This is a genomic window from Lacihabitans soyangensis, assembly GCF_024343775.1.
Taxonomy (GTDB): Bacteria; Bacteroidota; Bacteroidia; order Cytophagales; family Spirosomataceae; genus Leadbetterella; species Leadbetterella soyangensis.
Genome location: NZ_RJUF01000014.1, coordinates 45,004 through 71,213, shown reverse-complemented (window position 1 = coordinate 71,213; position 26,210 = coordinate 45,004). Strand labels below are relative to the sequence as shown.

The window sequence follows — 26,210 nt, the reverse complement described above, 5'->3', positions numbered from 1 at the left end:
GTTTCGATATTATAAAAATTTAAAAAGTTAAAACATGTCAGTATATCTTTTAATAATTGTTGGCCTAGTAGTGGGTCTAGCAATTGGGTACTTTGTAGGGCAGAACCTTATGAAGAAAAACCTCGCTAACCAAGAGGAAGAAGCAAATAAATCAGCTCAAGAAATCATTAAAAATGCTAAAAACAACGCAGAAAACATCAAAAAAGACAAGATGTTGGAAGCAAAAGAACATTTTTTGAAACTAAAGTCGGAGTTTGATGAGGATGTGAATGCTCGCAAAAATACACTCAATCAAAACGAGCAAAAAATCAGAACTTTACAACAGCAAGCCACACAGCAAGTAGAGCAAAATAACAAATTGCAGGCAGAGCTAACCAATAAAGTAGGTAAACTAGAAGAGCAAATAGAACTTGCCAACAAGAAACGCGAGGAGGCAGAGAAAATGCACCAGCAACAGGTTTCGCAGTTAGAAAAAATAGCCAATCTTACCGCTGAACAAGCCAAACAACAATTGGTAGATGCTCTAAAACAAGAAGCGGAAACCAAAGCATCAAGCTTTATCAAACAGTCGATAGAAGAAGCAAAACTTTCGGCCACCAAAGAAGCGAAGAAAATAGTTATTGAGACTATCCAGAGAACGGCTGCTGAACAAGCCATTGAAAACTGCGTGTCTGTTTTCAATATTGAAAGTGACGAAATCAAAGGAAAAATCATCGGTAGAGAGGGTAGAAATATCCGTGCTTTGGAAGCTGCTACCGGTGTAGAAATCATCGTTGACGATACCCCAGAGGCTATTGTAATATCGAGTTTTGACCCAGTAAGAAGAGAAGTTGCAAGACTTTCAATGCACAGATTGGTACAAGACGGACGTATTCACCCGGCTCGTATTGAGGAAATTGTGAACAAAACCCGCAAGGACATCGACAACGAAGTTATAGAAATAGGAGAGAGGACTGTGATAGACTTGGGCATACACGGTTTGCATCCAGAACTAATCAAGATGGTTGGTCGTATGAGATTTAGATCATCTTATGGTCAAAACTTATTGCAACACTCAAGAGAAGTAGCTAAACTTTGTGCTACTATGGCAGCCGAAATGGGCTTAAACGTGAAGTTGGCCAAGAGAGCTGGACTTTTGCACGATATTGGTAAAGTTAACCAAGAAGAGTCTGATCTTCCACACGCTATATTGGGTATGGAAATGGCCAAGAAATACAAGGAGCATCCTGAGGTAATCAACGCCATAGGTGCCCACCACGACGAAATAGAAATGACTTGTCTTATTGCTCCAATCATCCAAGTTTGTGATGCCATCTCGGGTTCAAGACCAGGAGCAAGACGTGAAATGATGGAGTCTTATGCCAGAAGATTGAGAGATCTGGAAGATTTGGCTTTATCTTTCAAAGGCGTTGAGAAATGTTACGCCATTCAGGCCGGTAGAGAGTTGAGAGTGATTGTAGACGCAGAACACATCACCGATGACGAGGCGAATATGATGTCATTTAATATTTCCCAGCGTATAGAAAAAGAAATGCAGTACCCAGGGCAAATTAAGGTGTGCGTAATCAGAGAAATGAGGAGCGTGGCTTATGCCAAATAAATTATAAAGTGTTGCATTTTTAATATTTGCAATATTGAACTTTACCAAGATAACCGAAGCTTACGTTTCGGTTATTTTTTTGTAAAACCTTTTTAGCTGGAGGTTGTTTAAAATTGTAAATGTTACAAAACGCCCAACAATATTGATTTAATCGAAATAAATGTGCGGTTTTTATCAAAAAATGGTTGAAAAATGTCGAATTTAGAAATAGGCATTTTTATTTTTTATTTTTTTTGCCATTTGTACTATTTTTAGTAAATTAGCACAATAATATAGGGGTTTATACTAATTTAAACAAAATTTATGGCGGAGTCAGTAAAAATAGTAATCGATGGGCAAGCGTTTGAGTTCCCTGTTCTTGAGGGTTCTGAAAACGAAAAAGCAATCGATATTTCTAGCTTAAGGGCAAAAACAGGTTATATTACCATAGATGAAGGGTTCAAAAATACTGGTTCTACTACAAGTGATATTACTTTTCTTGACGGCGAGGAGGGCATTCTAAGATACAGAGGTTATTCGATTGAGGATTTGGCCGACAAAGCAGACTTTTTAGAGGTAGCATATTTGTTGATTTATGGCGAATTGCCAACTGCTGCTGAGTACGATGTTTTCGTGGCTAAAATTACTAAACATACCATGGTAAATGAAGACATGAGGAAAATCTTTGATGGTTTCCCTGTTAATGCCCATCCAATGGGTATCATGTCGGCTCTCGCAAGTGCTATGTCTGGTTTTTATCCTGATTCTTTCGACGATAAAAAACCTGATAACACCGAACTTCATATCATCCGTTTGTTGGCGAAGTTCCCTACTTTGGCCACATGGTGTTACAAAAAGTCTCAAGGGCACCCTATAAACTATCCAAAGAACGAACTAGACTACTGCTCTAACTTCCTTCACATGATGTTTGCGTTGCCGGTTGAGAACTACAAAGTAGATCCGAAGGTTTCTTCAGCTTTGAACAAGTTATTGATTTTACACGCAGATCACGAGCAAAACTGCTCTACCTCAACCGTAAGATTGGTGGGTTCGTCTAAAGCCAATATTTACTCAAGTATTTCAGCAGGTATATCGGCTCTCTGGGGTCCATTGCACGGTGGTGCAAACCAAGAGGTTATAGAAATGTTGGAAGAAATTAGAAACGACGGCGGAGATGTTCAGAAATATATAGACAAAGCAAAAGATAAAAATTCAGGTTTCAGATTATTCGGTTTCGGACACAGAGTTTACAAAAACTTTGACCCAAGAGCCAAAATAATCAAAAAAGCAGCTGACGATGTATTGTCATTGTTAGGTGTTAATGACCCTGTTCTTGAGATTGCCAAAGGATTGGAAGAAGCAGCGTTGAAAGACGAGTATTTCGTTTCTCGTAAACTTTATCCAAACGTAGACTTCTACTCTGGTATTATCTACCGTGCCTTGGGTATTCCTACTAATATGTTCACGGTAATGTTTGCCATTGGTCGTCTACCTGGTTGGATTGCTCAGTGGTTAGAGCTTCGTGATCAAAAACAAGCAATCGGAAGACCTCGTCAGATATACACAGGTCCTACCATCAAAGATTTCGTTGAAAAATCTAAGAGATAAAAAATAATAGAAGTTTTAAGAAAGTCTCTCAGCAATGAGAGACTTTTTTGTTGCTCCTTATTTCCATAAAGTCGTTCTTTTTTCTTCGGCTGAGTTCAGCCTTGAAGTTATTGGTAAGTTCTATTAGCCTATCCGTATGCACTGAACAAGACACAACGTGCTCCAGATTAATCAGAAAGGATTTGTGAGGCCTGTAGAAACCAAATGGGGCAAAGAGTGTCTCCATCTGTTTTAGGGTCTTAGACAAGATAATTCGTTGACCATCAAGCATAAAAACCTCCGAGTAGTTGGCTTCGGCTTTGAGAAAAATAATATTACTAGGTGTCACGTTGGTTTTACCAACTAAATGTACTTTTGGACTCATAAAAGCGTGGTGTTTTTATGAGGAGTCCAGTTCTTTTCAAAAGGTTGGAACGAAGTCGGAAATTATTTTATAATATTAATTCTAAGTCCTAAATTAACATTTGGAGCCATAAAGAATGGTTTTGGAGCAATCTCCACATAACCTCCTGCGTCTAAAAATACAGATAGGTCGTTTTCAGGAATACTAAGTTCAATGCCGGAATTAACCGCTGGTCCGAGAGAAATAACTCTAAATGAGTCTCTTTCGCCAAGTTTCGGTGTTCTATTTCTTGAGTTTATCTGCCCTCCAAAACCATAATAAACACGAATTTTTTCCCTTTTTCCCAGTGTTCTATGAAATTGATAAAGGCCCTGAACCATGACACCAGCCTCGTTGTATATTTGCTCTTTCCTGTAATTTCTTTCTCTTCCATATAAAAAACCAAAACTACCCACATTAACATCAAAAACTCTGTCGCCATAAGAAAAATACTTCCTGATATTTAGTCCCAAAGGTTCGCCAACTTTTAGACCAACGGCCCAGTTGTTTTCATATTGAGCAAATGAACTTCCAACGCAAATGAGCGTAACGATTAAAGTAAATGCCAATTTATTCTTCATAATTCTACTTCAGCTTTGTCTATGATGTAATTTAGTTCGTTTATATCGTCGGTGTTCAAGGTAAAAACGCCAGTGATGGTCAATCTATCATCGGTATTAAATCTCTTCGTTACTTTCTTGAACTTTACAGATACCACCGACTCAGGTCCAGCTTGTCCACAAAAGAAGCATGATGCAAATGGATTGGCGGATAGTACGTAGTAGTTGGCATCTACGTCTACTGGGATCATATAACCTGTTAAAGCTACTTCTTTGCCTTTGAGAGCGTTTACTTTTGCTCCAAACTGTGGTTCTAAAACGAACATGTTCTCAGAAGCATTCCATTTTTTCTTAAATGTAACGTCTCTGAGATTTTCCCAAGTTATTTTGATAGGAGCATAAGCCATTACAGCAAATGGAATAGCTGCAAGAAAAGATATAATTACTGCGTATTTTTTCATTTTAATCGTTTGCCAATGTTTTCGAAATGTTAATTCTATAAATACCTAAGGAAGGTATAATTGCTGCAAAAATACCAACTAATAACGCTGCAATCAACAAATATATTTCTTCTTTTTGAAGCATACTTTGTTGAAGGTCGAAATTAAAGTTTTGGTCTAGCATTCTCGAAGCTACCCAAAGACCTAATCTGCTCAATAAAATGCCTAATATGTAGCCGGAAAGACTTAAGAACAAACCTTCGAACATCAGCATGAAAAAAAGTTTAGTTCTTTTGCCGCCCATCGAAAGCATCAGGGCCATTTCGTATTTACGTTCTTTGAGGGCATTGTATAGCGTTACAAACACACTTATACCGCTGATAAGCATAATGGCTATGGCCAATGCTTTGAAGGCGTCAATACCAATGCCCATGAGTTCAAACAATCGGTTGATTTCAATGGCTGGTAAAGCGGCTTGCATTTTGGTATTTTGGTTAATTAACCTCGGAATAGTCATTAAACCCATAGGTGACCTGAATTTAATTAAAGCACAAGTAATGTCGTGACCACTTTCAGTAGCTTCATTGGCGTGTTCGGCATGCTCCTCAGGTGTTTCACTAGCGTGTTCCTCCTCGTGCTTATGAATTTCCCAAATACTGTTTAAGTTGCACAATATCAGGTTATCAATCACCGAATTGTTTGATTTAAGGATACCCACCACCTTGTATTTTTTATCGCCATGTGCCTCGCCTTCTTTTTCAAAACCATGCGAACTGGCGAAACTTTCATTGAGCTTTAAGTTGAGTTTGCGAGCCACAGTAGCACCGACTACCACTTCCATATTGTTTTTAAAACCCACACCTTCTGCGTAATCGGCCTCAAAATGCTTCAAATAGGGGTAAGTAGTTCCCACAATTCTGAAACCTTGGTAGTTGTCGCCCATAGAAAGCGGCAACACTTGTTTGACCAGGGGGTTGGTTTGTAGCGATTGCAACTCCGACATGGGGATATTCCCAGTAGGAGCGTCTATTTGGTAAACTCCTGACAGAATCAATTGCAGCGGGCTTCCTTTGGCTCCAACCACCATGTCTATTCCCGAAATGTTTTTCGAAAATTTATCCTGCAATTGGTTACCAATATTAATCAATAATGAAATTATGCTGATACCAAACATCATCAATAATATACAAAGGAAGCTATTCAGTTTTTTTGCCCAAATATTTTTCCAAACGATTTTTAATAGCATTTTAGAGTGTAATTTGGTTAGTAAATCTTGATTTAAGACGATGGTCGTGTGTAACTATAATTAGGGCAGCTCCAATCAGTTTAGATTGTTTTTCTAGCAAATCTGCTACTTTTTCGCAGTTCTCATCGTCAAGTGCTGAGGTGGGCTCATCTGCCAAGATTACCTTTGGCGTATTCATCAATGCCCGAGCTATACATACCCGCTGCTGCTCTCCACCACTTAGTTCTTGGACTTTTTTGGATAATAAATACTCAAAACCCAAATCTTTAGCTAATTCCGCAGCTTTGCTTTTGTTCAAAGCTTTATTTCCCAGATAATTGGCCAGTAAGAGATTTTCGGAGACATTAAGTGCATTTACGAAATATGGTTTTTGGAAAACTATCCCGATATTTTGTGCTCTAAACTCCGTTATTTGTTTTTCCGATAAATTTGCTGTTTCGGTGTTATTAATCCGTAATTCACCCGAACTCGGACGTAGCAGAAGTGCTATTAAATTTAAAAATGTGGTTTTCCCAGTGCCTGAGTTGCCCAAAATTAGTAATGTTTCTTCAGCCTTGCAGCTAATATTTGGGAAGCTAAATGTGTGACCTTTGGGGTACGAAAATTTCAAAGAATCGGTTTGGAGCATCAATCTTTATTATTTATTCAAAAATAATCCAGTTTATCAGTATTCAAAAATGCTTTTGGATTTTTGTTTGAAAAATAAGCCATTATGCAATTATTAAGCTCTCAGAATTGTTATCCTTTTAGAGATTATCAATTTAAATATTAAATGTTATGTCACTCAGATTAGGCGATATCGCACCAGATTTTTCGGCGGAGACTACACAAGGTCACATCAATTTTCACGAATGGTTGGGAGATTCTTGGGGTATGTTATTTTCACATCCTGCAGATTTTACACCAGTTTGTACTACTGAGTTAGGCAAGACAGCCTTGTTAAAAGGGGATTTTGAAAAGAAAGGAGTTAAGGTTATTGCCATTTCGGTGGATAGTTTGGCGTCTCACAACAGGTGGGTACCTGATATTGAGGAAGTGAATGGTGTCAAAATGAATTTCCCCATCATTGCGGATCCCAATAAAGTTGTGGCCGAATTGTATGACATGATTCACCCAAATGCTTCTGAAAAGGCTACAGTTCGTTCGGTATTCATCATTGGGCCCGATAAAAAAATCAAACTCATGTTGACCTACCCTGCTTCTACAGGTAGGAACTTCCAAGAGTTGTTAAGAGTTATAGATTCTTTACAGCTTACGGCTCAGTATTCAGTGGCCACGCCTGCTGACTGGAAAGACGGAGACGACGCCATTGTGGTGCCTTCTATATCTACGGCTGATGCTATCGAGAAGTTTCCAAAAGGAGTGAGAGAGGTAAAACCATATTTGCGTTATACGCCACAGCCGAATAAGTAAGTTTTGATTAAGAGTATGTCAAGGAAATGGCTGAATCTTCGGATTTGGTCATTTTTTATTGCCTATTTTTCAGCATTTGATAAGCGACTAACAACTCGGAGCGTTTGCCAGGAGGTTTGTGGTAGATAAATACCTCGTAGGTGTTGTTGGTGTCTGAGAAATTCCCTTCGTAAATATCTTCGTCTATTTTTTCGTTATTCACATTTTTAAGTGTAAATCCAAAATCATACACACCTTGTTTGAGCGTAAGCGTTTTCTCATACAGTTGGGTGTTTGGATTGAAATCCAGCTCCTCGTTTTCCCAATCCACCAATTTTCCCGCTATCATTGGTTTATTGCCCGATTCTTCGTAGGGGATATTTAATGTAAATTTTACCTCCATGTAATCTGAATTCAGGTCAATTTCACCGTTTTCGAGATTGGTAATGATGTAGCCGCCGTCATTGTCGTAAGCGTTCAAGTAGCCTTTGTTTGATCTCTTGTTTTGGGTTACCACCGTTATTTCGTCAGGAGTTCCGAGTTTTATAGCCTGAATATTTTGACCTTTTTTAAACGAACTCGTCAAATCCACAAATCGGAATTCATTGCCGGCTTTAAAAAGGTTTTCGCTGTCGAAATACTTCAATGAAAAAGAGTTTCTTCCTGAATTCACAAGGTTAGTGTTTTTTATTTCAGTTAGTTTGTCGTCTCTCTGATTTTGTCGAATTACAATTTTTAATTCTCTTTGAGGAAAAGCAATGTTATAGTTGCCAAGGTCAATTTTTACATTGAGCTGCTGATGTGTTTTCCAATATTGCGGGTCTTGGGCTGGAATTATTCCGCCGTCAATACCAATCATTTGGTCAAAAACTCTAAATTTTCTTTCAAAAACTGGCGTTCCTTCAGTTTGATTTTCAAAAACTTGAAGAATGAAATTTCCACTTATTTTGGTTTTGGGTAATTTAAAACTGTAGTGGTAATAAGGCGTTTTGGTATTTTGAGATATCTGGTAATTATTGATAAAAAACTCATTGAAGCCTTCAAGGTATTCCATTTCGGCTAAATTCGATTTTTCCCAGTTATAATCGCAGTGAATTATTTTGGCACTAAAAGAAGCGTATTTGGCCCTTAAATCATCAAATTCGAGTATCAAACTAGCATTGGCTATATTTCTATTGATAACTGCTGCATTATTGTATCTTTCGTTGAAATTATCATTTGGGCTGTAGCCATAAAGTAAAATGGTTTTTATATAGTCATTTCCTGAAGTGGACTCCCCCTTCAAAGTTTCAGGAGATTTTACACTTCCAGTATTTTTGGCACAAAAACCGAAATGCGTAAACAGTAAAATGAAAATATAAACCACAACATTTCTCATGCCTCCAATTCCATCATTTTTTCTTCCCAAGTTTCATTTAGCGTCACCAGTTCCTTTTTAAGATTGGCATATTCGGCATTGGCCTTTTTAAGGGCTTCTGGATTAGAAAAAACTTCTGGATCAGCCAGTTGGTTTTCGGTCAAACTAATTTTTTCCTCCGTGGCCATTATTTTGTCTTCTAAATCTCCAATCTCTCTCTCTAGTTTCTTATTTTCTTTTTTAACAGGCTTTGGTTCTGGTGCTTTCTGAACTTTTACCTCAGGTTCTTTAACGGCTTTTTTGATAGGTTCGTCTAAAGTTTTACCATTATCTTCCATCCATATCACAAATTCATCGTATCCGCCAGGGAACTGCTTAATTTCTTGGTCTTCAATGTACCATACTTTGTTGGATACTCGGCTTATAAAGTGCCTGTCGTGAGACACAACTACATAAGTACCTTCATATTGGTCTAAAGCTTGCACAAGAATATTCACAGACTGCATATCCAAGTGGTTGGTAGGCTCATCCAGTAACAAAAAGTTGGCTTCTGAAATCAGAATTTTAGCCAATGCCACCCTTGATTTTTCCCCACCAGATAATACCTTTATTTTCTTGAATACATCCTCGCCACCAAATAAAAAACAACCCAACACTGATCTCAATTCTGTTTCGGATTTGGAGGCATCTGCATATTTTAGTTCTTCCAAAAGTGTTTCCTCCATGTGAAGAGATTCTAACTGATGCTGTGCATAGAAGGAGAAATTTACGTTATGACCAAGTTTTCGTTCGCCTTTGGCTTCTTCAGTACCTGCTATAATTCTCAAAAGCGTAGATTTACCTTTTCCATTGGCACCAATCAACACTATCTTGTCTCCACGTTCGATGGTGGCAGAAGTATTTTTGAGTATCGGATTATTCGGGTATTCCTTGCTGATATTTTCCAGTGCCATCACATGACGACCTGGTTGCGTGCCAAACTTAAACTTGAAATGTACTTTTGCTGCATCGTCTATCACATCGTCTATTACATCCATTCTGTTCAAAGCTTTAACTCTTGACTGTACCTGACGTGCCTTGGTGGCTTTGGCCTTAAAACGCTCTATGAACCTTTCGGTTTGGCGTATTTGAGCTTGTTGATTCTCATAGGCTCCTTTTTGTATTTCGTTTCTCAGTGCTTTTTCCTCTACAAAAAACGAATAGTTACCCGGGTAATAATTGAGTTTGGTATTAGCTACTTCTACGGTAGTAGTGCACACATTGTCAAGGAATTGTCTGTCGTGTGAAACTACCACAACGGCATTTTCGTAGTTGGCGATATATTTCTCAACCCATTGAATAGAGGGCAAGTCCAAGTGGTTGGTGGGTTCGTCAAGTAAAAGTATCGACGGTTTCGCAAGAAGCAATTTAGCTAACATCACACGCATACGCCAGCCTCCCGAAAACTGCCTTAAGGGTTTGTGCAACTCCCAGGTCTTAAAGCCTAAGCCTTCAAGTATTTCTTCTGCTTTTGATTCTATCGAATACCCATCAAGCAAATCAAATTCATGTTGTAATTCACCCAATTTCTCAACCAACTCATCTTTATAGTCCGTCTCCATTTGGTGTAAAACCTCCTCTATTTGGTGATGAAGCTCTAGTTGGCGTTCAAAACCCTGCATGGCCACATTAAGTATGGAGTCGTCGGTTTGGTAGGAGAGGAGGTCTTGGTTTAGGAAACCAATGGTACAATCTCCCGATTTCGATATATTTCCTGCATCGGGTTGGTATTCGCCTACTATTATTTTCAGAAGAGTTGATTTACCTTTACCATTTAAACCTATCAGACCTATTTTGTCTTTAGGTTTAATTTGTAAGTTGGCGTCTTCAAAAATGGCTCTTCCGCCGAAGTAGAAAGAAAGATTGTTAATAGTTAACATGAAGTATTTCTCTGGTAATTATAAAATGCAAAATTACGCTTTTAATTACAGAATACATAGAGAACCCCGTAGAGCGATTTTTCAAATCACTCGGTTTTTAAAATAAACATTTGAATTTCACGTTTAGAAAAATCTTGTTGCAGGTATATAAAAAAAAAGCAAGACCGAAGCCTTGCTTTTTTTATTTCAGATTGAAAAAGTATTAGTTCAAACCGTTTGGCCATGAACCTGAAGATCTTTTCAAGGTAGTGATACCTGAATCTCCAAAGTTATTTTGCCATTTGAATTTCAATTCAGTAGCTGTATTACTGATATAAGTAAGACTGTAAGCCAAACCATATTGATCCGTACCTTTCATCCCAATTTTACCGCAAGCATCAGTAAATCTGATAGAACCTGTGGCTGGATTGTCATTCCAAGCACATGCGTATTGTCCAAATGTACCATCAGAAACAGTATATTCACCAGCCGTAGATGTAGCAGTAAGTGTTACTTTACCAGATACTCCAGTACCACATGCTGCAGGATTCGCTCCATCTGCAACTGAACCAGTGATATTTGTAGTGGTATAGTCATAAGTACCTGCCAAGTTAGAAGGACAAACAACAGCTACTCTGTAGAAAAATGGAGATGCATAGTATGGATCATTAATATTTGAACTCATATTATTGTTTGAAAACGTCTTACCATCCAGTGTAGTCAGCACCAAGCGATATTCAATGAAATCCCCACCTCTTAGGTTAGTAGTAGAGAAACCAAGTTTCGAAAGAGTAGTAGCCATTGGTACATTGATAGTTCCTCTTGGCCATTTAGAATCAGCCGTAGTAGTGAATGCTGAACCATCGATGTTGGTCAATAAAACCTCTTTTGTTACAGTGTTACCCCTTCTATGATTAACATAAATGTCAACATTTTTGACATTGTTAATTTTATCAACCGCATGACACTCTAATAAAACTTTAAACGGCGAGTTAGCCAGATCAAAGAAGTTAATTGAGGCAGGTGCAGTGATTGTTTTCAAATATGTACCCGTTTCAAAGCCGTTATAAGGAATAGCAGGCTCCACGAAGTCGGTACACGCTGATGCTACAAATAATGCTGCAACCAGTGAAAATACTAATTTTATTTTTTTCATTTTAATCTCAATTTAGAATTAGAAAATAAAGCCGTCAGGGTTATTATCCCAGAAAACTTTTACTTTGAAGTCGGCCTTTTGCTTTGCTGTTGAGTTAGTGTTTACATAAACCGAAGGATAGATAAACGACCTTGGGAAGTTACCCACTGCAGGATTAAGACCTGGTTGCATTCCGCTTGGTTTTCCTGTTCTTCTGTAAAGGTTATAAGCTTCAACACCATTTCCATATAGAGCTATCCAATATTCTCTACCCATAATATTTAACTTAGCACTTTCTGTGGTTGCAGCATCATATTGAGCCGCTACAGTAGTTACATATTTGTTTCTATTAGTTTCAAAGGTAGTCGCTGATTCGAAAGCATTAATTTTAGCTTGTTGATTGGTTGTCAAAGACCATGATCTTACAAAGTTTATACTTTTTGTAATACCTGAAGTAACCAATGCTTTTGCATCTCCAGCAGTGCCCAATGTTATGGCAGCCTCAGCCAACATAAAGTCAACATAGGCAGGTAGCATAATAGGCAATATACCTGCTCCGTTAGTTGCCATATCTGCTGTTCCTGCTGCAGCTGGTGTATTGTTGTCAAATCTGTAACCAGCTGGGTAAACGCCATACAAAGTTCTTTTCAAAGCATCTGGTGGGATACCATCATTGTCCAAGTGGTCTCTACCCCAGTATCCTCTTTCTCCAGGAAGACAGAAAACCATATCTTCTGGATAGTGAGAAGGCTTAAATTGGCTAATACAATCCATTTCTGAAGAAGTAGTGGTATTAACACCAACTTGACGGTAGAAATAATATTTTGCACGAGGATCATCGAATCCTTTCGCCTCAGTCAAATGCCACATAAAGAAAGTTGATTGATAATCTCCTCCACCAGCTTGTGCTTGAGCAGAATAATCTGGGTGTCGGCTATCTGGATCAGATGCAGATACGCCATATTTGAAAGTGAACTCATCACCCACACCAATCAATTGGTTTTCTGTGATCAAAGCAGCAATAGCCGAGGTAGAACCCGCTTTGTCAATCAATCTCCTATTTAGGTGATACTTCAACATCAAAGTGTTAACCAATTTGGTCCATCGTGTATAATTATTGGCATAGTAATAATCGTTAGGAGTACCAGTTGCAGTACCCGAGAAATCCGTTTTAGCCGACTTTAATAACTCAAGAGCAGCAGCATAAACCGCAGCACCGTCATCCGCTTTAGGGTTGAAGTTACTTGGATTCAATGCCTCAGAATAGGGAATACTACCAAATGCATCTACCAACATTATCAAAGTGAAAGCCTCCAAAGTCTTAGCTATGCCGGCATGTCTTTTAAATCCTTTGTCGGCAGCAATTTTCTTCAAAACTTTAGCATCAGCCAATAAACCTGCGTAACTATCTTCCCAAAGGCCATCATAACTAGTTGGGGTATAGGCAGTTTCATAGGTATTCGCACCTTGGTTCAGCATTCTGGTCAATCTTTGTCCTGAATCACTGACACCATTAAATACGTTTCTAAAATTTAACTGAATGTTGTTCAATAGAAAGTCAGCATCAGTACTGGCCTCCGTTACCAAGTTAGGGTTCTCAAGGTATTCTAACTCGCATGAACTTACTAAGAACACTCCAAGTGCCATTAGTAAAGTATATATTTTTCTTTTCATCATTGATCTTCTTTTAAAATAATTAGAATGTTAAGCTCAAAGTACCACCTAATCTTCTAGCACTTGGTCCTGTTAAATAGTCAAAGCCAAGTCCATTACCAACACCTAAGCTCAGTACATCTGTGTCGAAGTTTACATATTTCGGCATATTCAATGCTCTAAACCAAAGGTTTGAACCCGTTAGAGTAATTGAGGCCTTTTTGAATGGAGACTTTCCAAGAACTTTAGAAGGTAAAGCATAGCTCAAAGAAGCCTCTCTAAGTCTTGCTGTACTTCCATCAAAAGTTACTGCTTCGTCAGTGAAGAAGTAGTTATCAAAGAAGTAGTTCGCAGCCGTAACTTGTACAGTATTTTTGCTTCCGTCTTCTTGAACACCCGGTAGAATTAATGACAAGTCTCTATCTAATTGGTCAGTATCTTTAGAAAGACCTCTGGCTAATACACCTTTAACAGTGTTAGAAAGTATTACACCTTTATGACGGTACTCAAACATAAACGAAAGGTTGAAGCCTTTGTAGCTCAAGCTATTGATTAATGACGAGGTAAATGCTGGGTTTGGATCACCCAAGGTAGCAAGTTCTGATGTTGCTTTGTACTGACCATTTGGCAATACAATTTTCTCACCGTTTGCGTTTCTAGCTATACCTGAGCCTTTGATCAAGTTGAATGGCTCTCCAGGTATAGCGAAGTTACCCAAATTAGTGAAACCAGCAATAACAACTTGTTCGATACCACCACCTAATTCCATTACAATGGTTTTATACTTACCGTAGTTAGCGGTTACATCCCAAGTCAAGCCTGATGCAGTTTTAACAGGTGTAACTGTAGCAGCGATTTCGGCACCTCTAGTTCTAATTCTACCGATGTTGATAAAAGTAGAAGTATAACCTGTAGATGGGTCAATTGGAGCGTTTGTAATCAAATTTTGGGTGTTTTTTTCATAAACTGAAACGTCGAATTTCAATCTGTTGCTAAACATCACAGATTCTACTCCAAATTCAAACTCTTTGTGTAACTCTGGTTTTAGGTTAGGGTTACCCAAGGCGTTTGAGATAGCTTGAGTTGAAGTAAGTGTTCCAGCAGCATTGGCCCAACCTCTTGCATTTTGAGACAGTGTGTTTCTCGTATTGTATGGTGATGGAAAACCAGCTGAAGTACCGTAACTAGCTCTGATTTTCAAGTCGTTCAATACTTTTGAGCTTATGTCAAATGCCGAAGTTGGTATAAATGATATACTTGCACCTGGATAAAGAATTCTTCTGTTAGCAGACTCAACAGTTGAAGTCCAGTCATTTCTGGCAGAAAGGTTTAAGAAGAGGTAATTACTGTAATCTAAAACCACATTGGCATAAGTACCGATTCTTCTTTGTTTTTCTTCCCAGTTAAGTGAACCACCGTAGGCACCACCTGGGAGAGGATTTCTTGAAGAGGTAGTTGTAAAGTTAGAGTGTTTAAACAATCCAAAAGTCAATTGACCTGTACTAGCTAATCCAAACTGCTCATAACTGTCAAAACGGTTGTTTGCACCTAACAAAGCAGTCAAATTGATTTTATCAGAGATTTGCTTATTATAGTTCAAAATCAAATCGTGGTTCCAGATAGAGTTTTTAATATTGATGCTTGAATAATAACCATTGATGATATTAACGTTTCCACCTGTAGCACCTTTATTGTACTGTCTTTCTTGATTCTCAGAGTAAGTATCAAAGCCTAAACGATAAGTAACAGAAAAATCATTGTTGATGTCATAATTCAAAGAAGATGACGTAAAGAATCTATCCACTTTACTTAAATCGGAATGATATTTAGCCAACCACAAAGGGTTGGTGATATCGTTACCACCTCTGTAGTAAACTGAGCTTCTGTCCACAGGGTTTTCATAAGGCCATCCAGCTAAATCCACGTTACGTGGCGTATACATTACGTTAGCAAAAATCGACTGAATACCACCATCTGGGCCTGAACCATAACCTGCGTTCAAAGGAGGTGACTTCATGTCCGTGTTTGCAAAAGTAAACGATGAACGAACCGAAAATTTCTTGGTAATTTGAGAGTTTAGACCCAATGCTAAGTTTAGTTTTTTCAACGTATTACCAGGAGTAAAACCTTCCTCATCCTGATAGCCAACGCTAGCGTTATAGCCTGACTTATCAGACGAGCCTGAAATAGCTACCGAAGTGTTAAATACATTTCCTTTTCTAAAGAATGTCTTTCCAATATTGTCTTGAGCCACGTTAGGAATATCCACAACGTTGTTCAATAAATCAGCCGCACCATTACCCCATGGTTTTGTAGGGTCTATAGCATACTGAGGGAATGCATTTCTGATTTTTGCAACACCTGACAAACCAATTGGATGTTTGGTAGTAGGTTGATCCGCAAAATTCGCTCCCCAGTTTGAGAAGAACCAAGAAGGAGGAGTCAATTGTTGGAAACCACCACCGTAATTGTTTTGATACTTTGGCAAGGAAGCTATGGTATTTTGGAAATACGATTGATTCAAGCTAACCTCAGCATTTTTTCTTTTACCACCACCAGTTTTGGTAGTAATCAAGATTACACCATTACGGCCTTGGTCACCATATAATACAGTTGCCGAAAGACCTTTCAAAACCGATACACTTTCGATGTTGTTAGGGTCAATATCTAGCATACGGCTAGAAGTTGTTTGTCCACCACCAGTGAAGCCTGATTGTCCGTTGGTTCCTGAGTTGAAAGGAACACCATCAACTACAAATAGCGGCTGGTTTGAACCAGTTGCAGAAGAATAACCTCTGATGGTGATATTGGTACCAGTTCCTGACATACCACCCGTAGAGGTAATGTTTACACCAGGAGCTTTTCCTTGAAGGATACGGCTAACATCCGCCTCAGGACGATTGTTGATAAGGTCGCTCGCTACCGTAGTAACCGCGTAACCTATTGCTTTTTTCTCTCTAACAATACCTTGGGCTGTTACTACCACTTCTGATAGAGCTTTGGCGTCGCTAGCTAATACAACATTGATAATAGATTTTGTGCCTACTGCCACTTCTTGTGACACCATTCCCACAAAACTGTAAACGAGCGTTTGACCGGCGGCTGCCTCGATTTCGTAGCCACCATTTAGGTCGGTTTGTGTACCTTTCGAGGTACCTTTGATTTGAACAGTCACCCCAGGGATGCCTGATCCGTCGTCTGCTGAAGTTACCTTTCCGCTTATTTTACTCTGGGCAAAAGCCACCATTGATGAGCAAAATAGCACAAGGGCAAGAAGTAAATTCTTTCTCATGCATTGTTAAGTTTAGGTTATAAAAAAAATTTGTTATGCAAACATAATGATTTTTTAACAAAAAAAAAACTTCGATTACCATTTAATCGAAGTTTCTCAGTGTCAAAAATAAATTATAAAAAATTTCAAAAGTCTTCTTTGTATAGTTCTATTATTCAGTGGGATTGTAAGAAAAGAGGTCAAAACTTTGACCTCTTTTTGCATTAATATTTGAATATTTTTTTAGAAATGCTTGTTTCTCCATTAGTGATAACTACATTGTAAAGCCCTTGGTTCAATCGGAAAACTGGAATCTGAACAGCCTCCGCATTGTCAAATTTAATTGTTTTATATAATACCTGCCTGTTGTTCCTATCGAAAATTCTAAGATTGTAAACAGACTCACTTTTGATTTCGTTAACCTTAATATTTAGGGTTTCAAAAGCAGGATTAGGGTATACACTCAATGTAATTGGATTAGGAGAGGATCCAACTCCACTCATCTTTATAGTGGCTATATTCGAGTTTGCAGAACTGCCAATTGCGTTTTTGGCTATTACTCTGTAAAGGTAAGTCTTACCAGCTGAAACGTTCTCATCTGTGTAAGAAGTAACATTTTTGCCAAGTGTTGCGACAAGACTGTAGTTAACACCAGCATCCAATGATTTTTCGATGATATAGCTCTCTTCTCTTTTTGAGTCATCGTACCAAGTCAGGTTTACCTTACCTGCGTTTTCTTTGGCTTTCAGACCATATGGAGCATTAGGGGCTTTCGTTGGGTTAACAATAAATGGTCCTATAGACGGCGAATACGCAGATTCACCTTCGGTGTTACTACCAGCTTTTACTCTGTAGTAATAAATGGTAGCTTCTTCAGGAGTAAGGTCTTTAAACGAATTTATATTCATTTTAATCTTTCCTAGCTCAGCGAATGTTTTATTATCCAAGCTTCTTTCAACAATGAAATAGTCCTCATCTTTTGAGTTGTCCTTCCAGCTAATATCAAATACTGGATTGCCAAGGGCATCTACAAAAAACACAGCTATAGGATTGGTTGGTGCGTATGGAGGACCTGCGGTTGTATCTCTAATATTTGCAGGGTTTGAGAACAAACCTTTGTCACTTACTGCAAATATAGCAACGTCAACAATATCTTTAGGGTTTAGATTTTCTATTTTTACCGAACTTGCAAATGCGGGAAGGTTTGCGTATTGCTTAAAATCACCCGTATTGTTCGTTTTTATCATTACTATCGTGTTCGTTCTGATGTTAGTTTTGCAAGTTTGATCCTCAGAGCCGTTGGTCCATCTAATTGTCAAGTGATTACGTGACTTATTGCCTTGATCAGAGATTGGATTGAGAGGTGCATTAGGTTTTTGAAAGGCCTGAGCAGTCACAGCTACTGTGTTTGAGGCTGTGCTACCTGTGGAGTTTCGAGCAAACAGTGCGTAATATTGAGTTGCACCTGCCAAGGCAGTTTGGTCAAAATAATTATTTAAAGTAAGGGCGGGTTTGTCAAGATCATAAAATGTTACGTTATCGTATGATTTTTTCAAAATATACTCTTCTATATCCTCAGCTCTTGAGGGTATAGACCATTTTAGATTTATTAAAGTAGGACAGTTTAAATCAGAAGATAATATTGGTGCTGGGGGAAATCCAACTTTGGTGGCTACAAATATTGAACTAGACCATGGACCTGCCAATGAATTGTATTTTGCACGAACTCTAATGCTATAGCCAGTCTTAGGCTTAAGATTGGTCAGAGGTTGGAAAACTGAAGACCCAGCAGCTGCTACAACAGTGGTAATGTTTCCATTCTCAGTTAATTCGACATCAAAACCTGTTTCAAAAACATTGCTATCAGTAATTTGAAGACCAATAAAATTATGAGTCACCAAGCCCAAGTCTGCCGTTGGGGAAGGTGCAACCAAGCCCACCACTAGAACAATAGCATTTCCAGTAGCCGTTGATCTTAATGTATCTGGACCAACTACCCTAAAAGCCTTCATGTTGAAAGTGTAACTTTGGTTGAAAAGTAAATTACTAAGATTTAAGCTTGTTACGGAAGACCCCAATGTGACCGAGTCTAGCGGGTCAGCAGGACTTGAATAATATACTTTATAACCATTAATAGCCCCTACTGGTGCCGTCCATGAGATATTCACAGAGTTTGTTAAGCCTACTTGACCTGCCACAAGGCCTGTTGGAGGGGGGGGAGGAAACTGGGCGAAAGTGTAATTTAGAGAAGCTATTAAGCACGCAAAAAGAATTAGAAATTTTTTCATTTTCTTTATTAATTAAGGAATTGCATTATGTATGAGGGTAAAATTATGTAAAAAATATAATATTTAAAAAAAATATAGTCCAAATATGTAATACCTGAATCTCTTTTGATTCTTTGGGAGACTTGTTTTTTGTCTTTTGGGTATAAAAAAAAAGAGCCACCTTTTGGGTGACTCTTTCGAATATTTTTAAAAGCTAATTTTAGTATTTTACTATTTTTCTAGAAATAGTTTCTGTTGGGTTTTTAATTATTAAATTGTAAACACCAGTTTTGTAATCTTCTAGATTGATTTTTACATTTTTAGTTCCATAAGTTCTTTTGAAGACTTCCATATTGTTTTGATCCAAGATAGAAACTTCGAAAGATTCACTTGTATTTAGTGATTCGTTGCTAATTGTAACAAAATCTAAGGTTGGATTTGGATAAATACTGATTTCAGTATTCAACAAGCCTGCTCCACCTGCAATTTTAGCTTGAAAAACATTTGATGCAGCCGATGAGCCAAGGGTGTTTACGGCTTTTACTTGGTAGAAGTACGTTTTACCCGCAGTAACGGTATTGTCTGTGTATCTAGTTGTGTTTCTATCAAGTTTTTTAAGTTCGACAAAAGAAGTATTGTTGTCAACCGATCTTTCTAGTATATAGTTTTCTTCTTTGTTGGAATCGTCATACCATTTTAAATCTACTTTCGCTGCAGAAATTACACCCGAAAGGCCATATGGGGCATTTGGTTTTGCGGAATATGCATATTTAATTGGTTGGGTTGTCACATAATCCGACTCTCCAAAGAGGTAGTTGCCAGCTTTGATTCTATATATGTAATCTACACCTTCTTCTATTGGTTCGTGTTTAAAAGTGTTATTACCGTCTTTGATTTTACCCAATGTCATGAAATTGATTCCATCTTTGCTTGCTTCTATAACAAAATAGTCCTCGTCTTTTGGTGCGTGATCCCAACTTAAGCCTATGGCGGAGTTGTTGACAGCATCTTTGAAAGCAACACCTATAAAGTTAGTAGGCTTGCTGGCAGGGCCGTAAGTGTTATCCACCCCAATTCTGTGCTCTGAGAACAATCCTTTATCGCTGAGAGAGAAGATGTCATATTCAACTCTTTCGTTTGGTTTCAATCCTTTTATTATGATACCGCTGGCATTTGGATATATAATGTCATAAACCTTAAATTCGGTTTCACCCTCTCTTTTAATCATTACATAGTATGAGCTCCTAATATTTGTTCCACAAGCGAAATCTTGCTCAGGGTTTTCCCAGACAATATTCAACTGAGTATCTGATTTGTTCACAGTACTTGACTTAACGTTGATTGGTGGAACAGGAGGAACAAATGCTTTAACCGGTACAGTTAATCTGGCTGATGGCGTACGGCCTGTGCTATTTTCGGCAAATACAATATAAGTAGCAGGTACTCCTGCGGCTATTCCCAAGTCAAAAAGGTTACGCTGCCCGCCCGGTACGTTTCCTACAGTTTGGAAGCTCACCCCGTCAAATGCTCTCAGAATTGTGAAGTTCGTAACTTCATCACCTCTTGCAGGCATTTCCCAGGATATCCCGACAAATCGAGCACAATTGTTATCAAGTTTAAGAATAGGTGCAACGGGAGCTGCAACTAAGGTGGTTATAGTGTAAGTGGTAGACCAAGGACCCAAGTTTAAACAACCTGCAACAGCTGCACAACCTAATGCTCTTGCTCTAACTTGATAACCAGTTTTAGGAACTAGACTAGTAGCATGGAAGTTGAAAGAACTGCCCGCAGGTACAACATTCGATCTGGTTACACCACCACCACTGACTTCAACCTCGATAGCCATTTCCGAAGGATTGGTGTCAGTAACTAGGATTAAAAAAGAGCTTGTGGTAATAGAGGAAGGTAAATCCTGCAAAGTTGGGGCCACCAGTGGCTGAGCAAAGACTCCAAATCCTGAAAATATCATTGAAAGTAGAAAGAAGATTTTTCTCATGATTTTATTATTTATGTACGTTAAGATTTATTAATCGTAAATATAATATAGATTGTAAGAATTTCTATCTCTATTTATTATAATTCCGAATAAAATTATTTTACGGTTTTGGTTTTATGAATTTTTTAATATTTTGTATAATTCTACTGAGTTTTTGGCGGATTTTACATCGTGCACTCTTAGGATGTTTGCACCAGCCAAAAGTGCTTGTAAGTGCAATTGAGCGGTTGCTTCCAAGGTTTCGGAGCTATCTATTTTGAGGAGTTTATAAATCATCGATTTTCGTGAAATTCCCACTAAGATAGGGTAGTTTTCGTTCTTGAAAATCGATAGATTCTTCATTAATTCATAATTTTGCTCAATCGTTTTAGAAAAACCAAAACCGGGGTCTATGATTATATCTCTGACTCCGTTTTTTCTTAAAAAGTTGGCTTTCGTGTCCAGCTGTTCTAAGATTTCGGAATATATATTTTCGTAGCCTGTAAGGTTTTGCATAGTTTCAGGATTTCCTCTCATATGCATCAATATGTAAGGATAATTATTCTTGATAATAAGTGGAACCATCTCGGGGTCCAATTCCCCCGCCGAAATATCATTCACAAGTTTCGCCCCGGAGGATAATGCGGAATAAGCAACCTTGGCCCTAAAGGTGTCAATGGATATCGTTACGTCTCGGAAATTTTTAACTAAGATTTCTATGGCTGGAATTACCCGGTCAATTTCTTCATTTTCTGAAATATCTACAGCACCCGGTCGAGATGAATATCCACCGATGTCAATGATAGAGGCTCCATTTTCGAGCATTTCATTAGCTTTTTTTAAAAAATCTTCATCAAAAGGATTAAATCTACTATCTTTGTGGAAGGAATCAGGGGTAATGTTCATTATTCCCATGATTATTGGTTTTTGTAGGTCAAGTATTTTACCTCCTATATTTATCGTGTCTTTCATAGTTTGCAAAAAAAACTAAAAATATTGGAAAATATCAATGTCTAACACAGAAATTGAATATTCAGAAATAATAAACAGTTGCTTCGAGATTTTCTCCAAGAAGAATTCAGATTACGGGACTTCTTGGAAGATTTTACGTTTGCCATCCATCACAGACCAAATATTTATCAAAGCTCAAAGAATCAGGACGCTCCAAGAAAATGGATTTTCAAGAGTGGAAGAGGGTCAGGTATCCGAGTTTATAGGTATAATTAACTACTGTGTAATGGCTTTGATTCTTACCAAGAGCGGTGAAACTGGCGACAGTCTTGAAGATTTACAGGCTTCATATAGCAAGGAAATATCTGAGGTGAAAGAACTGCTCTTTAACAAAAATCATGATTACGGTGAGGCATGGAGAGAGATGAGAGTAAGTTCAATGACGGACATTATTCTCATGAAGTTGCTCCGAATAAAACAGATTGAAGATAACAATGGTAAAACTTTAATTTCTGAGGGTATAAGGGCTGGTTATCAAGATATTATCAATTATTCTGTTTTTTGTTTAATAAAATTAAGAAACGTGCAAATACAACAAATTCAACAGTAAGTATGAAATTCCTAGCAAATTTGTCAAGAATTCTGGTTGGATTGGAATTCATTTTCTCTGGTTTTGTGAAGGTAGTGGATCCTTATGGTACAGGATTAAAACTACAAGAATATTTTGAAGTCTTCGCTGGAGATTTGCCTGCACTTGCTCCATTTTTTAATGGCCTTGCTCACAATGCCCTTGGTATGTCTCTGGTTTTTTGTTGCCTAGAATTAGTTTTAGGTGTGGCTTTGGTATTTAACTTCAAAATGAAACAAACCTCCTGGTTGGTTCTTGGACTAATGTTGTTTTTTACCTTCTTAACATTTTACTCGGCGTATTTCAATAAAGTAACGGATTGCGGTTGTTTTGGAGATTTTCTTAAATTGAAACCATGGGATTCATTCTTGAAGGATATCATAAGTATGGTATTTATTCTAATCATATTTGTCTACCGCAAGAAATTTGGAAAGTCGGAATTTGGAACACCAATGGTCCTTATTGCCACGATCTTTTCAATTGGTATTGGTGTTTATGCCATCAGGTATTTGCCAATTCTAGACTTTTTGCCTTACGCTGCTGGTAAGAGTATTCCGAAACAGATGGAACGTCCTGATATCAAACCCGATCTGCAGTATGTTTTCTTGAACAAAAGAGAAAAGAAGGAAATTGAGAGTAAAGAATACCTAGCAGATACAAATACCTATAAATACATCTCATCGAAGGTTCTTAATGAAGATCTGTTGAAAGCCAAAATTACTGATTACAGCATTGCTGACAGTGCCGGAAACGATTTTACGCAACAAACATTCGAGGGGAACGTGTTTTTTATTGTTTTGAAGAAAAAAGATGGATTAGAGGAGTTGGATTTTGGTCCCATAAATAGCTTGGCAACCAAAGTTTCCAAAAGAAAGATAAAACCCATGGTAATTACATCTATACCATTAGAGGAATATTTGGGTTTTGCAAAAGAGAAGAAAATTGGGTTTAATTTTTATACTTGCGATGAAAAGGTTTTAAAAACCATGGCAAGAAATAATCCATGTTTTGTGTTGTTAAAAGATGGCGTTGTAGTGAAGAAATGGAGTTATAACAATATTCCAACCGCCGATCAGGTAAATGAATTGATAATTAGTACTAAGTTTTAAGAATGACGACAAATATTTTTATGTTGGGGATGCCTTCCTCAGGAAAAAGTACCCTTGGAAGACAATTAGCAAAAGAATTAAATTACGATTTTATTGATTTAGATAAAAAAATTGAGATTTCTGAAGGAAAGAAAATTAACGAAATTTTTAATTTAGAAGGTGAAGATTACTTTAGAAAGTTGGAGTCGGATCAACTAAAGAAAATTGAGGTCAATACCAAGTTAGTAATAGCCACAGGAGGCGGAACGCCATGTTACAACAACAATATGGCCATTATCAAAGAAAACGGTATTAGCGTTTTTTTGGATGTTAAGCCTTTCAAATTGGAAGAAAGAATGCGTAACTCAAAAAAGAATAATAGGCCACTTTTTAGTTTAGAAAGCGATTCCTTGTTAGATACTTTGCTGAAAACTTACGAATCAAGAATTGATATTTATAAGCAAGCCGACATTGTGATTGAAGGCGATACTGACGCCAATACAATCATGTGGATTCTGGATGCTCATTTCAGAACTTTGCAATAATATTACGGGTTTTAGAGGTGATAAAGATTGGAGTCACCTATCATTCTACATAAAAAAATGTGTTCACTTTGTGTCATTTAATGTCCTAGGTCTTTAAAATTACTTTTGATGAGGATATTAAATATATTATCCATATTTATATTTCTGATTTTTCTTGGGGCGTATTGTTACGACGTTTCCTTGAACTTTCAGAACTTCCCAATTGCCGACGATTACGAGGCTTTCTTTGATTTCAATAATAAATTCTTTGGACTTAAAGGTTTTTGGGAAAAAATAGATCTGGTGTTTTCGCAACATAACGAGCACCGGATAGCCACACTAAGAATAATCAATTTGACCTATTTTTATTTTTCTGGGAAGGTCGATTTAGCAGTATTCAGGATTATTGGCCTTGTTTTCTATATTTCCTCTATGATTTTCTTGTATCTGGAGGCCGCGTTTAATCTAAAGCGTTTCTACTTTTTTTTACCGATACCCATATTAATGCTAAGTTTTGCTTACGCCGAAATTTATTATTTGGCAATGGAATCTCTTAGTCATTTTCCGATGATATTTTTTACCGTCGGCACCATTTACACTGCAATTAGCAGGAAGTTTACTTTTTTGCCTCTGGTATTTTTGTTCTTTGGGGTATTTTCTAACGGGAACGGCATATTGTTAATGCCGATAGTGTTTGTAGGTTTAGCCATGCAAAAAGAATACAAGAGATTGTTTATTTGGTCGATGTTTTCGTTACTGATTTCCTACATTTATTTTTACGACTATGAGAGTGGCAAAAGTGTATTTAAGTTAGATATTATCCCGTATTTGCTTAAAGTGTATCCTATTTATATTGGAGGGATTGGTGGTTTTGGTTCTCTAAAAACCAATTTAGTATTGGGTCTTTTGGCTCTGGCTTTAATTTTATTTTTTGTGATTTTCAGGAAAGCCTACAAAAAGGAATTGAGCCTTACACTAATGCTAGCGTTCTATTTGTTAACTTTTTTGATTATTTCAATAAAAAGAAATGAGTATGGTACTGAGTTTTTACAAAGAGGTGCTTACTTAATAAACAGTGTAATGATTTTTACACTGCTTTACATGCTTTTTTTTAAGGAGTTTCTGAGACCCTGGAAACTTGAAAGTAGTTTTAAAAAAGTTACCTTGTTTTTTGCGGTGATTATTTTGGCTGGATTCGCCTACCAAATAAAGAATTACAGAACTTGGATAGAAACCCTCAAATACGATGAAAGAGAAACAAGAAATGACGAAATGATGTATTTGGGTAATACACTTGATCTCTACAAGGACAGAAAAACTCTTTATAATATCCCTCTCGTTTCAAATCATAGGATAGAGGATTTGGTTCAAAAAGGCTATTTTGATTTAGATAAAATCAAAGAAAGTGTGGTTTCAAAAATATTTGATTCGTCCAAGTTTAAAATACGGACGGTATCTAAAGATTGTGGATTTGAAATAAAGAAAATTGAGGGATTTGCCATCAAAGAAAATCCATATTTGAGAATAAAGGGTAACTATTATGGGGTTTTTCGGGCTCGAAGTCTTAAACTAGGAATTATTTTGGAGTCTAAGGGCAAAAAGTCCTATTTCTTAATTCCAGCCTTAAACGCCCACTTGAGTTTGTTTGAGGAGGTAAAGGCTCAATCAGTGGGGTTTGATTTTTTATTGCCCAAAAAATATTTGCCAAACGAGGATGCTAAAATATCAGTATTTAGTCTGGATGACGATAATTTGAATGTTTGCGGAAAATGGCTTCTTTTTCGAAATGACTTCGATTACGATGAGTATATGACTAAATCAAAAGTTAATCCATTAACAGAGACTATTAAGTTTAAAGAAGATACTGTTTCGAGGCCGATATTGGAGGAGGCTTTTAGTTTGAATAATTTTCACGAGATTGTACTGAATCTCACTAATCTTAGGCATACCAATAAATCGACCAAGTATTACCTGATTTTTCACGGAGAAGACGGCAGTAGCTTTCTGAGTGTGTTAAAACCCTACAATACTGATAGTAGAAAAGGTGTTTTCTACACCAAGTTCGAGTTTGAACAAGTTAAGAAGTTCTTAAAAAAGCGTAACTCCGTTTTTAAACTTGATTTATTAGCTAATACCGATGGACAAATGTTCGTATCGCATTTAGAATCTGTGTATTACTTTTATTCTAAGGATAAAGTTAATTAATTGTGTTTCGTATTTTTCATTTTAGATCTTAGGCTCATAAAACAGCATTCA

At 37.5% G+C, this 26,210-nt stretch carries 20 protein-coding genes; 7 read left to right on the top strand and 13 right to left on the bottom strand.

The annotated features are described in order from the left end of the window. Positions 1-34 precede the first annotated feature (34 nt). Complete coding sequence (rny, locus tag EGI31_RS07225) at positions 35-1,600, top strand: ribonuclease Y (RefSeq protein ID WP_255036525.1); 1,566 nt, start codon at positions 35-37, stop codon at positions 1,598-1,600. Between the two features lie 303 nt (positions 1,601-1,903). Beyond that, positions 1,904-3,187, top strand: a complete 1,284-nt coding sequence (locus EGI31_RS07220; RefSeq protein WP_255036524.1) for a citrate synthase — start codon at positions 1,904-1,906, stop codon at positions 3,185-3,187. Between the two features lie 28 nt (positions 3,188-3,215). Here the strand turns inward: EGI31_RS07220 and EGI31_RS07215 are convergent, their stop codons facing one another. From EGI31_RS07215 to EGI31_RS07195, 5 genes are all read right to left on the bottom strand, one after another. Next, the gene (locus tag EGI31_RS07215) at positions 3,216-3,551 is read right to left on the bottom strand and encodes a LytR/AlgR family response regulator transcription factor (protein WP_255036523.1); all 336 of its coding nucleotides are present in this window, start codon (positions 3,549-3,551) and stop codon (positions 3,216-3,218) included. 62 nt (positions 3,552-3,613) lie between these two features. After that, positions 3,614-4,150 carry a hypothetical protein gene (locus tag EGI31_RS07210; RefSeq protein ID WP_255036522.1) on the bottom strand — a complete coding sequence of 179 codons (537 nt, stop codon included), beginning with the start codon at positions 4,148-4,150 and terminating at the stop codon, positions 3,614-3,616. Beyond that, complete coding sequence (locus tag EGI31_RS07205; protein ID WP_255036521.1) at positions 4,147-4,590, bottom strand: DUF3299 domain-containing protein; 444 nt, start codon at positions 4,588-4,590, stop codon at positions 4,147-4,149. The genes EGI31_RS07210 and EGI31_RS07205 overlap by 4 nt, the downstream gene beginning before the upstream one ends. A gap of 1 nt (position 4,591) precedes the next feature. Continuing rightward, complete coding sequence (locus tag EGI31_RS07200) at positions 4,592-5,815, bottom strand: ABC transporter permease (RefSeq protein ID WP_255036520.1); 1,224 nt, start codon at positions 5,813-5,815, stop codon at positions 4,592-4,594. A gap of 1 nt (position 5,816) precedes the next feature. After that, complete coding sequence (locus EGI31_RS07195) at positions 5,817-6,443, bottom strand: ABC transporter ATP-binding protein (RefSeq protein WP_255036519.1); 627 nt, start codon at positions 6,441-6,443, stop codon at positions 5,817-5,819. A 149-nt stretch (positions 6,444-6,592) separates the two neighbouring features. Here EGI31_RS07195 and EGI31_RS07190 point away from each other — a divergent pair, with 149 nt between their 5' ends. Next, entirely contained in the window at positions 6,593-7,228 is a 636-nt protein-coding gene (locus tag EGI31_RS07190) for a peroxiredoxin (RefSeq protein ID WP_255036518.1), read from the top strand. A gap of 55 nt (positions 7,229-7,283) precedes the next feature. Here the strand turns inward: EGI31_RS07190 and EGI31_RS07185 are convergent, their stop codons facing one another. The 8 genes from EGI31_RS07185 to folP all read right to left on the bottom strand — a co-directional run bounded on the left by EGI31_RS07185 (position 7,284) and on the right by folP (position 21,735). Next, positions 7,284-8,615, bottom strand: coding sequence for a type IX secretion system plug protein (locus EGI31_RS07185; RefSeq protein ID WP_255036517.1), 1,332 nt, complete (start codon positions 8,613-8,615; stop codon positions 7,284-7,286). Continuing rightward, positions 8,582-10,483, bottom strand: a complete 1,902-nt coding sequence (locus EGI31_RS07180) for an ABC-F family ATP-binding cassette domain-containing protein (protein ID WP_255036516.1) — start codon at positions 10,481-10,483, stop codon at positions 8,582-8,584. Before EGI31_RS07180 ends, EGI31_RS07185 begins: the two co-directional genes overlap by 34 nt. A 202-nt stretch (positions 10,484-10,685) precedes the next feature. Beyond that, positions 10,686-11,618, bottom strand: a complete 933-nt coding sequence (locus EGI31_RS07175; protein WP_255036515.1) for a hypothetical protein — start codon at positions 11,616-11,618, stop codon at positions 10,686-10,688. Between the two features lie 18 nt (positions 11,619-11,636). Next, positions 11,637-13,274, bottom strand: a complete 1,638-nt coding sequence (locus EGI31_RS07170) for a SusD/RagB family nutrient-binding outer membrane lipoprotein (RefSeq protein WP_310586182.1) — start codon at positions 13,272-13,274, stop codon at positions 11,637-11,639. A 19-nt stretch (positions 13,275-13,293) separates the two neighbouring features. Next, on the bottom strand, positions 13,294-16,542 hold the full coding sequence (locus EGI31_RS07165) for a SusC/RagA family TonB-linked outer membrane protein (protein ID WP_255036514.1): 3,249 nt from the start codon (positions 16,540-16,542) through the stop codon (positions 13,294-13,296). A gap of 203 nt (positions 16,543-16,745) precedes the next feature. Continuing rightward, the gene (locus EGI31_RS07160; RefSeq protein WP_255036513.1) at positions 16,746-18,809 is read right to left on the bottom strand and encodes a fibronectin type III domain-containing protein; all 2,064 of its coding nucleotides are present in this window, start codon (positions 18,807-18,809) and stop codon (positions 16,746-16,748) included. A 199-nt stretch (positions 18,810-19,008) separates the two neighbouring features. Further along, positions 19,009-20,784: a T9SS type A sorting domain-containing protein gene (locus EGI31_RS07155; RefSeq protein WP_255036512.1), complete on the bottom strand. Its 1,776-nt coding sequence runs from the start codon at positions 20,782-20,784 to the stop codon at positions 19,009-19,011. 114 nt (positions 20,785-20,898) lie between these two features. Continuing rightward, a complete protein-coding gene (gene folP / locus EGI31_RS07150) occupies positions 20,899-21,735 on the bottom strand; it encodes a dihydropteroate synthase (protein WP_255036511.1) in 837 nt (278 codons plus the stop codon). 37 nt (positions 21,736-21,772) lie between these two features. Here folP and EGI31_RS07145 point away from each other — a divergent pair, with 37 nt between their 5' ends. From EGI31_RS07145 to EGI31_RS07130, 4 genes are all read left to right on the top strand, one after another. Beyond that, positions 21,773-22,324: a DUF1599 domain-containing protein gene (locus EGI31_RS07145; RefSeq protein WP_255036510.1), complete on the top strand. Its 552-nt coding sequence runs from the start codon at positions 21,773-21,775 to the stop codon at positions 22,322-22,324. Between the two features lie 2 nt (positions 22,325-22,326). After that, positions 22,327-23,451, top strand: a complete 1,125-nt coding sequence (locus EGI31_RS07140; RefSeq protein ID WP_255036509.1) for a BT_3928 family protein — start codon at positions 22,327-22,329, stop codon at positions 23,449-23,451. Between the two features lie 2 nt (positions 23,452-23,453). Further along, complete coding sequence (locus EGI31_RS07135; protein WP_255036508.1) at positions 23,454-23,975, top strand: shikimate kinase; 522 nt, start codon at positions 23,454-23,456, stop codon at positions 23,973-23,975. Between the two features lie 108 nt (positions 23,976-24,083). Next, the gene (locus EGI31_RS07130) at positions 24,084-26,159 is read left to right on the top strand and encodes a hypothetical protein (RefSeq protein ID WP_255036507.1); all 2,076 of its coding nucleotides are present in this window, start codon (positions 24,084-24,086) and stop codon (positions 26,157-26,159) included. Positions 26,160-26,210: the final 51 nt, after the last annotated feature.

Bases quoted from the DNA above. Each gene is read 5' to 3' on its own strand.
- EGI31_RS07205 (WP_255036521.1), bottom strand. From the start codon at position 4,590: ATGAAAAAATACGCAGTAATTATATCTTTTCTTGCAGCTATTCCATTT.
- EGI31_RS07130 (WP_255036507.1), top strand. From the start codon at position 24,084: ATGAGGATATTAAATATATTATCCATATTTATATTTCTGATTTTTCTT.
- EGI31_RS07160 (WP_255036513.1), bottom strand. From the start codon at position 18,809: ATGAAAAAATTTCTAATTCTTTTTGCGTGCTTAATAGCTTCTCTAAAT.
- rny (WP_255036525.1), top strand. From the start codon at position 35: ATGTCAGTATATCTTTTAATAATTGTTGGCCTAGTAGTGGGTCTAGCA.
- EGI31_RS07145 (WP_255036510.1), top strand. From the start codon at position 21,773: ATGTCTAACACAGAAATTGAATATTCAGAAATAATAAACAGTTGCTTC.
- EGI31_RS07200 (WP_255036520.1), bottom strand. From the start codon at position 5,815: ATGCTATTAAAAATCGTTTGGAAAAATATTTGGGCAAAAAAACTGAAT.
- EGI31_RS07180 (WP_255036516.1), bottom strand. From the start codon at position 10,483: ATGTTAACTATTAACAATCTTTCTTTCTACTTCGGCGGAAGAGCCATT.
- EGI31_RS07170 (WP_310586182.1), bottom strand. From the start codon at position 13,274: ATGATGAAAAGAAAAATATATACTTTACTAATGGCACTTGGAGTGTTC.
- EGI31_RS07195 (WP_255036519.1), bottom strand. From the start codon at position 6,443: ATGCTCCAAACCGATTCTTTGAAATTTTCGTACCCCAAAGGTCACACA.
- EGI31_RS07215 (WP_255036523.1), bottom strand. From the start codon at position 3,551: ATGAGTCCAAAAGTACATTTAGTTGGTAAAACCAACGTGACACCTAGT.
- EGI31_RS07210 (WP_255036522.1), bottom strand. From the start codon at position 4,150: ATGAAGAATAAATTGGCATTTACTTTAATCGTTACGCTCATTTGCGTT.
- EGI31_RS07140 (WP_255036509.1), top strand. From the start codon at position 22,327: ATGAAATTCCTAGCAAATTTGTCAAGAATTCTGGTTGGATTGGAATTC.
- EGI31_RS07190 (WP_255036518.1), top strand. From the start codon at position 6,593: ATGTCACTCAGATTAGGCGATATCGCACCAGATTTTTCGGCGGAGACT.
- folP (WP_255036511.1), bottom strand. From the start codon at position 21,735: ATGAAAGACACGATAAATATAGGAGGTAAAATACTTGACCTACAAAAA.
- EGI31_RS07165 (WP_255036514.1), bottom strand. From the start codon at position 16,542: ATGAGAAAGAATTTACTTCTTGCCCTTGTGCTATTTTGCTCATCAATG.
- EGI31_RS07175 (WP_255036515.1), bottom strand. From the start codon at position 11,618: ATGAAAAAAATAAAATTAGTATTTTCACTGGTTGCAGCATTATTTGTA.
- EGI31_RS07135 (WP_255036508.1), top strand. From the start codon at position 23,454: ATGACGACAAATATTTTTATGTTGGGGATGCCTTCCTCAGGAAAAAGT.
- EGI31_RS07155 (WP_255036512.1), bottom strand. From the start codon at position 20,784: ATGAGAAAAATCTTCTTTCTACTTTCAATGATATTTTCAGGATTTGGA.
- EGI31_RS07220 (WP_255036524.1), top strand. From the start codon at position 1,904: ATGGCGGAGTCAGTAAAAATAGTAATCGATGGGCAAGCGTTTGAGTTC.